Annotated in this window: 12 protein-coding genes; 7 read left to right on the top strand and 5 right to left on the bottom strand. The window is 70.5% G+C overall.

The features are described from left to right. Positions 1–4: 4 nt before the first annotated feature. Positions 5–922 carry a LysR family transcriptional regulator gene (locus INQ48_01500; protein ID QRF57970.1) on the bottom strand — a complete coding sequence of 306 codons (918 nt, stop codon included), beginning with the start codon at positions 920–922 and terminating at the stop codon, positions 5–7. Between the two features lie 112 nt (positions 923–1,034). Here INQ48_01500 and INQ48_01505 point away from each other — a divergent pair, with 112 nt between their 5' ends. From INQ48_01505 to radA, 4 genes are read left to right on the top strand one after another with little or no spacing between them, the layout of a single operon-like run. After that, a complete protein-coding gene (locus INQ48_01505) occupies positions 1,035–1,808 on the top strand; it encodes a class II aldolase/adducin family protein (GenBank protein ID QRF57971.1) in 774 nt (257 codons plus the stop codon). 37 nt (positions 1,809–1,845) lie between these two features. After that, positions 1,846–2,847: a tripartite tricarboxylate transporter substrate binding protein gene (locus tag INQ48_01510; GenBank protein ID QRF57972.1), complete on the top strand. Its 1,002-nt coding sequence runs from the start codon at positions 1,846–1,848 to the stop codon at positions 2,845–2,847. Beyond that, positions 2,844–3,797 carry a D-2-hydroxyacid dehydrogenase gene (locus tag INQ48_01515; protein ID QRF57973.1) on the top strand — a complete coding sequence of 318 codons (954 nt, stop codon included), beginning with the start codon at positions 2,844–2,846 and terminating at the stop codon, positions 3,795–3,797. The genes INQ48_01510 and INQ48_01515 overlap by 4 nt, the downstream gene beginning before the upstream one ends. Before the next feature lie 52 nt (positions 3,798–3,849). Then, on the top strand, positions 3,850–5,241 hold the full coding sequence (gene radA / locus INQ48_01520; GenBank protein ID QRF57974.1) for a DNA repair protein RadA: 1,392 nt from the start codon (positions 3,850–3,852) through the stop codon (positions 5,239–5,241). Positions 5,242–5,327: 86 nt separating this feature from the next. Here the strand turns inward: radA and INQ48_01525 are convergent, their stop codons facing one another. After that, positions 5,328–5,555: a hypothetical protein gene (locus INQ48_01525; GenBank protein ID QRF57975.1), complete on the bottom strand. Its 228-nt coding sequence runs from the start codon at positions 5,553–5,555 to the stop codon at positions 5,328–5,330. A 147-nt stretch (positions 5,556–5,702) separates the two neighbouring features. Here INQ48_01525 and INQ48_01530 point away from each other — a divergent pair, with 147 nt between their 5' ends. Next, positions 5,703–6,134: a glycerate kinase gene (locus INQ48_01530; protein QRF57976.1), complete on the top strand. Its 432-nt coding sequence runs from the start codon at positions 5,703–5,705 to the stop codon at positions 6,132–6,134. Here the strand turns inward: INQ48_01530 and INQ48_01535 are convergent. Together INQ48_01535 and INQ48_01540 are read right to left on the bottom strand one after the other, a co-directional pair. Next, entirely contained in the window at positions 6,131–7,063 is a 933-nt protein-coding gene (locus tag INQ48_01535) for a LysR family transcriptional regulator (protein ID QRF57977.1), read from the bottom strand. The two genes, INQ48_01530 and INQ48_01535, sit on opposite strands and share 4 nt — an antisense overlap. Positions 7,064–7,079: 16 nt before the next feature. Then, on the bottom strand, positions 7,080–8,138 hold the full coding sequence (locus INQ48_01540) for an asparaginase (protein ID QRF57978.1): 1,059 nt from the start codon (positions 8,136–8,138) through the stop codon (positions 7,080–7,082). Positions 8,139–8,422: 284 nt separating this feature from the next. On the opposite strand from INQ48_01540, the gene INQ48_01545 reads away from it, so the two are divergent. Beyond that, complete coding sequence (locus tag INQ48_01545) at positions 8,423–9,736, top strand: MFS transporter (protein QRF57979.1); 1,314 nt, start codon at positions 8,423–8,425, stop codon at positions 9,734–9,736. Positions 9,737–9,781: 45 nt separating this feature from the next. After that, complete coding sequence (locus tag INQ48_01550; GenBank protein QRF57980.1) at positions 9,782–10,993, top strand: amidohydrolase; 1,212 nt, start codon at positions 9,782–9,784, stop codon at positions 10,991–10,993. A 140-nt stretch (positions 10,994–11,133) separates the two neighbouring features. Here the strand turns inward: INQ48_01550 and INQ48_01555 are convergent, their stop codons facing one another. Next, complete coding sequence (locus INQ48_01555; protein QRF57981.1) at positions 11,134–12,111, bottom strand: recombination-associated protein RdgC; 978 nt, start codon at positions 12,109–12,111, stop codon at positions 11,134–11,136. Between the last annotated feature and the right edge of the window lie 18 nt (positions 12,112–12,129).

Raw genomic sequence — 12,129 nt, forward strand, 5'->3', positions numbered from 1 at the left:
GGTTTCAGGCGCGCGGCCGTGCCAGGTAGGCCTGCATGGTCTCGATGAAGGTCTTGGCCGCCACCGAGAGCGTGCGGTCGCGCTTGGCGACCACCGAGATGTTGCGCGTCACCACCGGCGCGTGGATCTTGCGCGCCACCAGCTCCTTGAAGCCGCACTGCGCCACCAGCTCGGCCGGCACGATCGACGCGCCCAGGCCCGAGGCGCTCATCGCGAGCGCGGTGGTCAACAGCGACACCTCCTGCTGGATGTCGAGCGCCACGTTGGCCGCGCGCGCGGTGCGGTCGATGGCATTGCGGATGCCGTAGCCGGCCTTCACCGTGATCAGCGCATGGCCCGCGAGGTCGCTCCAGCGCACCTGGCGGCGCCGCGCCAGCGGATGGCTGGGCAGGCACACCAGCGCGAGGTGGTCGTGGATCAGCGTGCGCTGGCTCAGCGCCGCCACCTCCTGGTCGGGCGAGCCGATGCCGAAGTCCACCTGCTCCGAGAGGATGCGCGGCACGAACTGCTCGGTCTCGCAGTCGACCAGCTGCACGCGCACGCCCGGATGCAGGTCGTTGAAATGCCGGATCACCGGCGGCACCAGCGTCAGCGCGATGGTCGGCGTGACCGCGATGCCGATGCGCCCGCTGGGCGTGGCCTGGCCGCGGAATCCGGTCTCGAGCGAGCGCACGTCGCGCAGGATGCGCTCCGCGATCGGCAGCATCTCGTGCGCGGCCTCGGTCGGGCTCAGCGAGCGCGTGGTGCGGTCGAACAGGCTGGTGCCGGTGGCGGCCTCGAGCTGGCGGACCAGCACGCTGACGGCCGAGTGCGTGAGGTAGAGCCGGTCGGCCGCGGCGCTGAGCTTGCGCCAGCGATAGACCTCCACGAAGGCGCGCAGCTGGCGCAGGCTGGTGCCGGGGATCGAGCCATCGTGATTCATGAATTTATTTCGACGCTTGCAAAATAAGTTTCGATTCTCTCGCGCTGCGTCCTCCGCTCCAATCGCGCCCATGTCCTGCATCCGGAGGGCGCCAACGACAACAGGAGACTCGATGAACGGCTCGGGCTTTTCATTCGCGCACACGCGCGCCGCCGTGTCCGACGCGGAGTGGCAGCAGCGCGTCGATCTGGCGGCGGCCTTCAGGCTGGCCGGCTACTACCGCATGACGGACCAGATCTACACCCACCTCACGGCCAAGGTGCCGGGCACGCAGGCGCATTTCCTCATCAACCCCTACGGCGTGCTGTTCGACGAGGTCACGGCCTCCTGCCTGGTCAAGGTCGACATCGACGGCGAGGTGGTGTTCGACCCGACCGGCATCGGCATCAATCCCGCGGGCTTCCTGATCCACAGCTGCATCCACCGCGCGCGCCCCGACCTGCATGCGGTGCTGCACACCCACACCGCCGCCGGCATCGCGGTGGCGGCGCAGCGGCGCGGGCTGCTCAACCTGTCGCAGCACGCCATGCGCTTCCATCGCCGCATCGGCTATCACGACTACGAAGGCGTGGCGCTCGACTTCAGCGAGCAGGACCGGCTGGTGCGCGACCTCGGCCCGCACAACGTGATGATCCTGCGCAACCACGGCCTGCTGGCCGCGGGCGACACCATCCGCGAGGCCTTCGAGCGCCTCTACTACCTCGAGCGTGCCTGCGAGGCGCAGGTGCGCGCGCAGTCGGGCGGCGCCGAGCTCATCGAATGCAGCGACGAGATCGCCGAGAAGGTGGCGCAGGCGCTCGACCGGCCGGGCCGCTCGGCGCGCGACAACGACTGGCCGGCGCTGCGACGGTTGCTGGACCGCATCGATCCGTCGTACGCGACCTGAAGCCTGCAGCCCCACCGAGAACGACAGGAGACACACGATGACGAAGAAGAAGACCGTTGGATGGCCGCGCCGCGCGGCCGCGCTGCTGGGCATGGCCGCCGTGGCCTTGCAACTGGCCGCGGGGTCCATGACCGCGAGCGCGCAGACCGCCTGGCCGAGCAAGCCGATCCGCTGGGTGGTGCCCTACACGCCCGGCGGCGGCACCGATCAGAGCTCGCGCATCATTGCCGAGAAGCTCTCGGTGGCGCTGGGCCAGCCGATCGTGATCGACAACCGGCCCGGCGGCAACACGGTGATCGGCGCGGCGGCCGCCGCCGCTGCCGCGCCCGATGGCTACACCGTGTTCTTCGCGGCGCTGTCGACCATGGCCGTGATCCCGAACCTCTACGACAAGCTGCCCTATGCGAGCGACGCGCTCACGCCGGTGACGCAGCTGGTGCACTTCCCGCTGTTCCTGATGGTCGAGGCCGGCGGGCCGCTCGACACCATGCCCAAGTTCCTCGCGGCGGCGCGCAGCCAGCCGCTGCTGTTCGCGATCGGCGGCAGCGGCAGCGGCGGCCACCTGGGCTCGGAGCTGATGAAGCGGCAGCTCAAGGCCGACATGACGGCGGTGCCGTTCAAGGCCATGGTGCAGGCCGCGCCCGAGGTCGCCACCGGCCGCGTGTCGTTCATGTTCGCCGACCTGCCGGCCGCGTTGCCGCACGTGCAGGGCGGCCGCGCGAAGATCATCGCGACCGCGGGCAAGACGCGCTCGTCGCTCTATCCCGACGCACCGACCCTGGCCGAGGCGGGCGTGGGCGAGATCGACTTCGACACCTGGGCCGGCCTGGCCGTGCCCAAGGGCACGCCGCAGCCCATCGTCGACCGGCTGGCGCTCGAGCTCAACAAGGTCATCGCCGATCCGGCCGTGCGCGCCAAGCTGGCACTCATCGGCGTCGAGCCCGCGCCGTCCTCGCAGGCCCGCTTCACCGAGTTCATCGCCTCGGAGAATGCCAAGTGGCGCGCCGTGATCCAGGCCGCCGGCATCAAGCTCGAATGACGGCGCCGCCGCTGCGCTCGCTGCTGGTCTTCAACGGCGAGGCCGGGTTCTATGCGCAGGCCCTGCGCGCGCGTTGCCCGGCGCTGGAAGTGCACGCCACCACCGAGCGCGCCGAGGCGCTGCGCCTGCTGGCCGAGGTCGAGGCGCTGGTGGTCTCGGGCCCGTGGGTCGACGACGCGATGCTCGCGGCCGGGCCCGCGCTGCGCTGGGTCCATGCGCTGACCTCGGGCACCGACACCATCACCGGCTCGCCCGCGCTGCGGCCCGGCACGCTCGTGACCTCGTCGCGCGGCGTGCATGGGCCGCAGATGTCCGAGCTCGCGCTGCTGATGATGATGGCGCTGGCGCGCGACCTGCCGCGCATGCTGCGCGACCAGCGCGAAGGCGCCTGGAACCGATGGGCCCAGCCGCTGCTGTGGCGCCGGCACGCGGTGCTCATCGGCACCGGCCACGTCGCGCGCGAGCTGGCGCGGCGCTGCCAGGCGATGGGGATGCGGGTCAGCGGCATCTCGGCCACGCCCGCGCCTATCGACGGCTTCGATGACGTGCAGGGGCGCGAGCGGCTGCCGCAGGTGGTGGCGCAGGCCGACTTCGTGGTGGTGCTGACCGCGCACGATGCGCGCACCCATCACCTGATCGATGCGCCGGTGCTCGCGGCGATGCCGGCGCATGCCTTCCTCGTCAACCTCTCGCGCGGCGGCGTGGTCGACGAGCACGCGCTGCTCGCGGCGCTCGAGAACGGGACCATCGCCGGCGCGGGGCTCGACGTCTACGAGACCGAGCCGCTCGCGGCCGATCATCCGCTGCGCCGGCTGCCGAACGTGATCGCCACGCCGCACATCGGCGGCCTCAGCGACGTCTATGCGCGGCAGGTGCTGCCGATGCTGCTCGACAACGCGGCGGCCCTGGCCGCGGGCGACGTGGGCGCGCTGGTCAACCGCGTGTGCTGAACGGGCGTCCCCGCGCCGCGGTGGCGCGGGGCCACGCCCTAAACTCCCGGCCATGGCCAAGGACAAATCCATCTACGTCTGCAGCGAATGCGGCGGCACCAGCGCCAAGTGGCTCGGCAAGTGCCCGAGCTGCGGCGCCTGGAACACACTGATCGAACAAGCGGCCGGCAGCGCGAACGCCCCGGCCAACAACCGCTTCGGCACGCAGTTCGCGTCGCTCGCCGGGGCCTCCGAACTCGCGGTGCTCTCGGAGATCGAGGCCAGCGACGTCGCGCGCACGCCCACCGGCCTCGACGAGCTCGACCGCGTGCTCGGCGGCGGCGTGGTGGCCGGCGGCGTCACGCTGATCGGCGGCGACCCGGGCATCGGCAAGTCGACCCTGCTGCTGCAGGCGGTCGATGCGCTGCAGCGCGCGGGGCAGAACGCGCTCTACGTCACGGGCGAGGAGAGCGGCGCGCAGGTGGCGCTGCGCTCCAAGCGGCTGGGCCTGGACCACTCGCAGGTGCAGGTGCTGGCCGAGATCCAGCTCGAGAAAATCATTGCCACGCTCGACGCCACGCGCCCGGCCATCGCGGTGATCGACTCGATCCAGACTGTCTACTCCGACCAGCTCACCTCGGCACCGGGCTCGGTGGCGCAGGTACGCGAATGCGCGGCGCACCTCACGCGCTTCGCCAAGACCAGCGGCACGGCCGTGGTGCTGGTGGGCCACGTCACGAAGGAGGGCGCGCTCGCGGGGCCGCGCGTGCTCGAGCACATGGTCGACACGGTGCTGTACTTCGAGGGCGACACGCACTCGAGCTTCCGTCTGGTGCGCGCGATCAAGAACCGCTTCGGCGCGGTCAACGAGATCGGCGTGTTCGCGATGACCGAGCGCGGCCTCAAGGGCGTGGCCAACCCGAGCGCGATCTTCCTGAGCCAGCACACCGAGCCGGTGCCCGGCAGCGTAGTGCTGGTCACGCTCGAGGGCACGCGGCCGATGCTGGTCGAGATCCAGGCGCTGGTCGACGACGGCGGGCCGAGCCCGCGCCGGCTGTCGGTGGGCCTGGACCGCGACCGGCTCGCGATGCTGCTGGCGGTGCTGCACCGCCATGCGGGCGTGGCCTGCATGGACCAGGACGTGTTCGTCAACGCGGTCGGCGGCGTGCGCATCAGCGAACCGGCGGCCGACCTCGCGGTGATGCTGGCCATCACCTCGAGCCTGCGCGGCAAGCCGCTGCCCAAGGGCTTCATCGCCTTCGGCGAAGTGGGCTTGGCGGGCGAGGTGCGGCCCGCGCCGCGCGGCCAGGAGCGGCTGCGCGAGGCCGCCAAGCTGGGCTACAGCATCGCGGTGGTGCCCAGGGCCAATGCGCCGCGCAAGGGCACGAAGGACATCGAGGGCCTGACGATCCACGCGGTGGACCGCATCGAGGAGGCGATGGACGTGGTGCGCGAGCTCGAGTGAGCGCCCAAAAAAAACGGGCCGTCATGGCCCGTTGAAAAAACGCCCGGCGCATCGGTGGCGGCGCGCCGGGCGGGCTCCCTGCCCTCCTACCCCCTGATTCGTGCGTCGATGCGCGGCGTGAACGCCGGTCCGCCGTCGCGCCGGCATTGGCCGCCGGGCGACGGGGCCGGGTTCATCGCGTTCCGGCCGTCGCCGACGGCCTCTCCCTGACAACGTGGGCCGCCGCGGCCACCTGGTTCGCGCCGGGTTTCGCCGGTGCCGCGCAGGGCGGCGAGGCTGAGCCGGACGAAGGTGACGGAGCGTGGAATGTTCATCTGCGGTGTCCGCGGGGCCCGGGCCGATGCCCGTGCGGCGAAATGTGCCCGCGATGGCCCGCGGCGCGCGCGGCTTTGTGGCCCGGTAGCGCGAGATGCGCCCGGCGGTAGCCAGGTCGGCTACCCCGCCGCGCCGGCGCGGCGACAATGCGGGCCATGAATTTCCAGAAGTTTCTCGTGCCCGTGGGGGCGCTCGTCGTGCTCGGCGTGGCCTGGCGCAGCTATGGCTGGGGCGGCGTGGCCCTGGCGGCCGGCGCGATCGTGATGTTCCTGCTGATGCATTTCAACCGCGTGATGCAGGTGCTCAAGCGCGCGGCCGACCGGCCCGTGGGCACGGTGGCCAGCTCGGTGATGCTCAACGCCAAGCTCAAGCCGGGCGTGACGCTGATGCACGTGGTCGCGATGACGCGCGCGCTCGGCGAACTGCGCTCGCCGCAGGACCAGCAGCCCGAGCACTACCGCTGGACCGATGCCGGCGGCTCGTACGTCGACACGGTGTTCAACGGCGGCCGGCTGCAGAGCTGGACGCTGACGCGGCCGCCGGCGCAGGACGACGAGGCCGAGACGCCCGCGGCCTAGGCGCCGCGCGGCGCGCGCCACGGCGGATTGATGCGCGCATGGTGGCGCGCCTCCTTCACGAACTCGGTGCACACGTGCGTCATCAGGTCGGCCGAGCGGTAGACCAGGTAGACCTCGAAGTCGGGCAGCTCGTCGGTGATCGGCAGCCGCTCGAGCGCGTCGCCGCTCAGCCGCAGCGGACCGGCGCCGTGGAACACCGCGTCCGACCACATGCTGACCAGGTCGGTCTGCGTGGCGAGCTGCAGGCCCAGCAGGTTCGAGGCGCTCTGCACCATGCGCCGCGGCATCTCCAGCCCGTGCAGGCGCATGGTGCTGACCAGCGGGCTGAACGGATCGTCGACCGGGTCGAGCACCAGCCAGTCGGCATCGAGCAGCGGCCGCAGCTTGCGCACGCGGCGCAGCGGATGGCCGGCGCGCACCGAGATGTGCATCGCCACCGAGAACAGCGGCTCCCACTGGAACACGTTCGAGCCCGGCCCGCTGCAGGTCGAGATCAGGCCGAGGTCGAGCCGGCCCTCGCGCAGGCCCTCGAGCATCTGCTGCGGCCGCATCTCGAAGGCGCGCAGCGCCACGTTCGGAAAGCGCTGGCGGAACGCGGCCATGGCCTCGGGCAGCGGGCCGTTCGAGGCCACCGCGGTGAAGCCGATGTCCAGCCGCGCCTCGTCGTGGCCGCGGATCGCCTCGATGTCCTCGAGCGCATGGCGCAGCTCCTGCTCGACCACGCTGGCGCGCTTGACCAGCGCCGCGCCGTAGGGCGTGAGGCTCACGCCGCGCGTGGAGCGCGACATCAGCGTCACGCCGAGCTCGCGCTCGAGCTCGGCGATCGCCTTCGACAGCGCCGGCTGGGTCGTGTGCAGGCCGCGCGCCGCCTCGTGGATGCTGCCGTGCTGCGCTACCGCGAGCAGCACGCGCAACTGCTGCAGCTTCATCGCGTGGAGGCAGGCATCAGCGGTCGAAGGCCGCCTGCAGGCCGGCCTTGTCGCTCACGCCCTGGTGCAGCTTGAGCATCAGCAGCAGGCGCGCCTTCTGCGGGCTCAGGTCGCCGGCCATCACGGCGCCGGCGTCGAAGGTGGTCTTGCCGCCGCCCACGAAGCCGTACAGCGGCATGGTGCGGCCGTTCGGCACGCGGGTGGCGATCACCACCGGCACGCCGCGCGACAGCGCGTACTTCACCGCCTCGTACATCGAGACGTTCATGTTGCCCATGCCCACGGCCTGCACCACGATGCCCTTCGCGCCCTGGTCCACCGCGTAGCGCAGCAGCGAGCCGTCGGCGCCGCCGAACATCGCGAGGATCTCCACGCGCGGCATCTCGGCGCTGCCGATGTCGATGTGCTGGCGGCGCAGCGCGGTGCGCGAGAACACCACCTTGTCGTCCCAGACCTCGCCGATGAAGCCGAAGTCGCCCGACTTGAAGGTCTCGACGTTGCCGGTGTGGGTCTTGGTCACCGCGCGCGCGGCATTGATCTGGTTGTTCATCGAGAGCATCACGCCCTGGCCCACGGCCTCGGGCGTGGTGGCGATGCGGATCGCGTTGAGCAGGTTGCGCGGGCCGTCGAAGTCGCTCGAGGAGGCATTGCGCTGCGCGCCGATCAGGATCACGGGCTTGTTCGACTTGACCGTGAGGTCGAGCCAGTAGGCCGTCTCCTCCATGGTGTCGGTGCCGTGCGCGATCACCACGCCCGCCACCTCGGGGCGCGCGAGCGCGTCGTCCACGGCCTTGGTCAGGCGCGTCCACCACTTGGGCTCGACGTAGTTGGCCGACATGGCCGAGAAGTTGTTGACCTCGATGGTGGCGTACTTGCCGGCATCGGGCACGGTCTGCATCAGGTCGTCGCCCGAGATCGCGGGCACCACGCCCTTGGTGACGGGGTCGACCTTCATCGCGATGGTGCCGCCGGTGGCGATGAACTGCACGACGGGCTTGGTGCCCTGGGCCGAGGCGGCCATCATGCAGCAGGGCGCGAGGGCCAGCATGCACAGGCAGTGGCGAATGAGCTTCATGGTGTTGTCCTTGTTCTGGAGGCGGCGGTGCGCCGACGCGCCATTGTGAAGGCCGCACGCACGCGAAAGGCGCGCAATGCGCCGTCTCGGTAGTTCCACCGATGGCTTCGCGGCCCCGCTTCTGCGGGGGATGCCTTTTGGTTATCGGCATGAAAATTTGTGATTCCTCGCCGCGGCGCTTTGCCTGAATACTCCGCCGCCACGGGTTCGGGGCGCCATTCGCCGCATGAAGTTCGCGCTTCGCGAATCCGTCGTCCGCACAACAACGCCCCTGTGGAGATCGAATGAGCGAAGCCGCCGTCCTGCCTGCCAGCCCCGTGCTGGCTTCTTCCCCGCCCGCCACCGCCACCAAGGGCGGCCAGAGCCAGTTCCGGCTGATCGCCGCCTGCTCGATCGGCAACGCGCTCGAGATGTACGACTTCACCGTCTACAGCTTCTTCGCGCTGCTGATCGGCAAGCTGTTCTTTCCCTCCGAGAGCGCCTTCGGTTCGCTGCTGCTCGCGGTCGCGACCTTCGGCATCGGCTTCGTGATGCGGCCGCTGGGCGGCGTGATCATCGGCAACTACGCCGACCGCAAGGGCCGCAAGGCCGCGATGACGCTGACCATCGCGCTGATGGTGGCCGGCACGCTGTGCATCGCGCTCGCGCCCACCTATGCCTCGGCCGGCGTGTTCGGCTCGCTGATGATCGTCGCGGGCCGGCTGCTGCAGGGCTTCTCGCTCGGCGGCGAGGTCGGCGCCGCGACCTCGATGCTGATGGAGGCCGGCGGCGTCAAGGGCCGCGGCTTCCGCGTCAGCTGGCAGCTCGCGAGCCAGGGCCTGTCGGCGCTGGCCGGCGCGCTCACCGGCGCGCTGCTGTATGCGCTGCTGCCGCAGGCCTCGCTCGAGAGTTGGGGCTGGCGCCTGCCCTTCCTGCTGGGGCTGCTGATCGCGCCGGTGGGCCTGTACATCCGCTCGCACCTCGAGGAAACGCACCAGGCCGAGAGCCATGAGTCGAGCCCGATCGGCCGGCTGCTGCGCGCCCATGGCGGCACCGTGTTCAAGGGCATCCTCGCGACCACCGCGGGCACGGCCACCATGTACCTGGTGGTGTTCTTCATGCCCACCTACATGATCCGCGTGCTCAAGATGCCGCCCTCGCTGTCGCTGCTGTCGGGCTGCGTCACCGGCATCACGCTGTTCGTGGTGTCGCTGGTGGCGGGCCGGCTGGCCGACCGGCTCGAGCGCCGCAAGCCGCTGGCGATCGGCTCGCTGCTGTTCAGCCTGGTCGCGGTGGGCCCGGTGTTCTGGCTCATCAGCCACCATCCGAGCGTGCCGCTGGTGCTGTGCCTGTCGGCGCTGCTGACCGCGAGCGTGAACATCGGCACCACGCCGATGTTCCTGATGCTGCTCGAGATGCTGCCGATCGGCGTGCGCGCCAGCGGCATCTCGGTGATCTACAGCGTGGGCGTCACGATCTTCGGCGGCTCCTCGCAGTTCATCGTGACCTGGCTGCTGGCCCAGACCGGCAACCCGCTCTCGCCGGCCTTCTACATGATGGCCTGCGGCGTGCTGAGCATCGGCGCGCTGCTGAGCCTGCGCGAACGGCGCGTCGGTTGAGCGCCGCCTTCCTCTCCCACCTTTTCCGCGAAACGACTTCCTTCCATGACCCGCGAACTCAGCCTCCAGACCACCAAGCTCCTGTCCCGCCTGCTGCCGCCGATCGAGATCGACACCGAGGCCTTCGTCGACATCCGGCGCCGGATCCATGCCGAGCCCGAACTCGGCTTCGAGGTGAGCGCGACCAGCGAACTGGTCGCGCGGCTCCTGCGCGAATGGGGCTACGAGGTGCACACGGGCATCGGCAAGACCGGCGTGGTGGGGCAGCTCAGGCTCGGCAGCGGCACGCGGCGCCTGGGCATCCGCGCCGACATGGACGCGCTGCCGATCGTCGAGGCCACGGGCCTGCCCTATGCGAGCCGGCAGCACGGCCGCATGCATGCCTGCGGCCACGACGGCCACACGGCGATCCTGCTCGCGGCGGCGAAGGCACTCGCCAAGAGCCGTGACTTCGACGGCACGCTGAACCTGATCTTCCAGCCCGACGAGGAGAACCTCTGCGGCGCGCGCGCGATGATCGCGGACGGCCTGTTCGAGCGCTTTCCCTGCGACGCCGTCTATGCGCTGCACAACGCGCCCGGCGTGCCGGCCGGCAGCTTTATCGTGCAAGCGGGGCCGGTCACGCTCTCGTCCGACGTGGCCGACGTGACGATCCAGGGCAAGGGCGGCCATGGTGCGATGCCGCACCGCGCGCAGGACCCGGTGGTGGCGGCCGCCGCCACCGTGACCGCGCTGCAGAGCGTGGTGGCGCGCAACGTCGCGCCCGACGACACGGCGGTGCTGTCGGTCGGCTTCATCCGCGGCGGCGCGACCCACAACGTCATTCCGCAATCGGTCGCGCTCGGGCTCAACGTGCGCGCGGCCCGGCCCGAGACGCGCGCGCTGGTCGAGTCGCGCATCCGCGAGATCGTCGCGCTGACCGCGCAGGCGCATGGAGTGGAGGCCAGCATCGATTACCGGCCGCTGGTGCCGCCGGTGGTCAACACCGAGGCCGAGAGCCGGCTGATGACCGAGGTGTGCGCCGCGCTGGTGGGCGCGGACAAGGTGGCGGCCACGGTGCCGCGCGGCTTCGCGGGCAGCGAGGACTTCGCCTGGATGCTGGCCGAGCTGCCCGGCTGCTACGTGCTGCTGGGCAACGGCGAAGGCGAGTTCGGCGGCTGCATGGTGCACAACCCCGGCTACGACTTCAACGACGAGGTGTTGCCGCTGGGCGCGGCCTGCTGGGTGCGGCTGGCACAGACCTACCTGGTGGCTTGAAAACGGGATCGGACAGCCGAACGCAGAAGGAAGCCAAGGAACGCGAAAGTCGCAGAAGCAGACTTCTGATTTTTCTTTGGCTGTCCTTCTGCGACCTCTGCGAAACCTTCGCGACTTCTGCGTTCGGCTGTCCGAATTCTTTAGAAGGGCGCGTCTTCCTCTTCGGCCGTGGCCACCGCCGCAGCGGCCTTCGGCGCTTCCTCGGCCGGCGCCGCGGTGAACGCCGCCTCGCCGCCGAGCGCGTCGAGCAGCGCCGGCACCAGCTGGCCCAGCTCGCCGGTGGCAATCGCCACGTCGGCGTCGAAGTTGTCTTCCTTCTTGCCGCCGCCGGCGCCTTCGTCGGTGCCCTCGAGGAACACGATCTTGCGGATCTGCAGGCCGTGCGTGAGCTCGAAGGACACGCGGTCGTCCCAGGTCAGCGCGAGGCGGGTCGGGCGCTTGCCGTCGGCGATGTGCTGCTTGACCTCGTCGATGTCGAGCGGGTGCTTGGCATAGCGCACCACGGCCTTCGATTCGTCGGTGGCCTTGAGCTCGCACTCGCGGTCGATGGTGAAGCCCGCGGGCGGCTCCTGCGAGGCCAGCCATTCGGACATGGCGGCGGCCGGCTCGATCTGGGTGTTGAGCTGCATCGTGCCGAAGCCGGTGAAGTTCTGCACCAGGCTGCTGACCACCTCGTCGGCGCGCGCCGCGTTGGAGCTGTTGACCACCAGCCTGCGCTCGGCCTGGTCGACCCACACCGTGACGCGCGCGGTGCGCGTGAAGGCCATCGGCAGCAGCTCGTGCGTGATGTCCTCCTTGAGGTCCTTCTTTTCCTTCTTGCCGGGCTTGCGGCCGGTGGTGGCCTCGATCTGCGCGCAGCGCTCGTCGAGCTTGCGGCGCACCACCGAGCCCGGCACCGACTTGCTCTCGATCATGTACTCGAGCAGCCACTGGCCGTCGATGGATTCCACCAGCGGGCCGTGGGCCTCGCCGCGCGGCTCGACCCAGCCGGCCGACTTCTCCTGCGAGGCGCCGCAGGGCTCGAAGCGCTGCTTGCCCAGGCCTTCCTCGGCCTTGGCCAGCGTTTGCGACCAGCCGGGCTCGATGCGGTAGACGATGACGTTCTTGAATACGGACACGGAGAATCTTTCCCTTCA

Source organism: Variovorax paradoxus (genome assembly GCA_016806145.1).
Classification (GTDB): Bacteria; Pseudomonadota; Gammaproteobacteria; order Burkholderiales; family Burkholderiaceae_C; genus Variovorax.

Bases quoted from the DNA above. Each gene is read 5' to 3' on its own strand.
- INQ48_01525 (QRF57975.1), bottom strand. From the start codon at position 5,555: ATGAACATTCCACGCTCCGTCACCTTCGTCCGGCTCAGCCTCGCCGCC.
- INQ48_01530 (QRF57976.1), top strand. From the start codon at position 5,703: ATGCGGGCCATGAATTTCCAGAAGTTTCTCGTGCCCGTGGGGGCGCTC.
- INQ48_01515 (QRF57973.1), top strand. From the start codon at position 2,844: ATGACGGCGCCGCCGCTGCGCTCGCTGCTGGTCTTCAACGGCGAGGCC.
- INQ48_01535 (QRF57977.1), bottom strand. From the start codon at position 7,063: ATGAAGCTGCAGCAGTTGCGCGTGCTGCTCGCGGTAGCGCAGCACGGC.
- INQ48_01545 (QRF57979.1), top strand. From the start codon at position 8,423: ATGAGCGAAGCCGCCGTCCTGCCTGCCAGCCCCGTGCTGGCTTCTTCC.
- INQ48_01540 (QRF57978.1), bottom strand. From the start codon at position 8,138: ATGAAGCTCATTCGCCACTGCCTGTGCATGCTGGCCCTCGCGCCCTGC.
- radA (QRF57974.1), top strand. From the start codon at position 3,850: ATGGCCAAGGACAAATCCATCTACGTCTGCAGCGAATGCGGCGGCACC.
- INQ48_01505 (QRF57971.1), top strand. From the start codon at position 1,035: ATGAACGGCTCGGGCTTTTCATTCGCGCACACGCGCGCCGCCGTGTCC.
- INQ48_01500 (QRF57970.1), bottom strand. From the start codon at position 922: ATGAATCACGATGGCTCGATCCCCGGCACCAGCCTGCGCCAGCTGCGC.
- INQ48_01510 (QRF57972.1), top strand. From the start codon at position 1,846: ATGACGAAGAAGAAGACCGTTGGATGGCCGCGCCGCGCGGCCGCGCTG.
- INQ48_01550 (QRF57980.1), top strand. From the start codon at position 9,782: ATGACCCGCGAACTCAGCCTCCAGACCACCAAGCTCCTGTCCCGCCTG.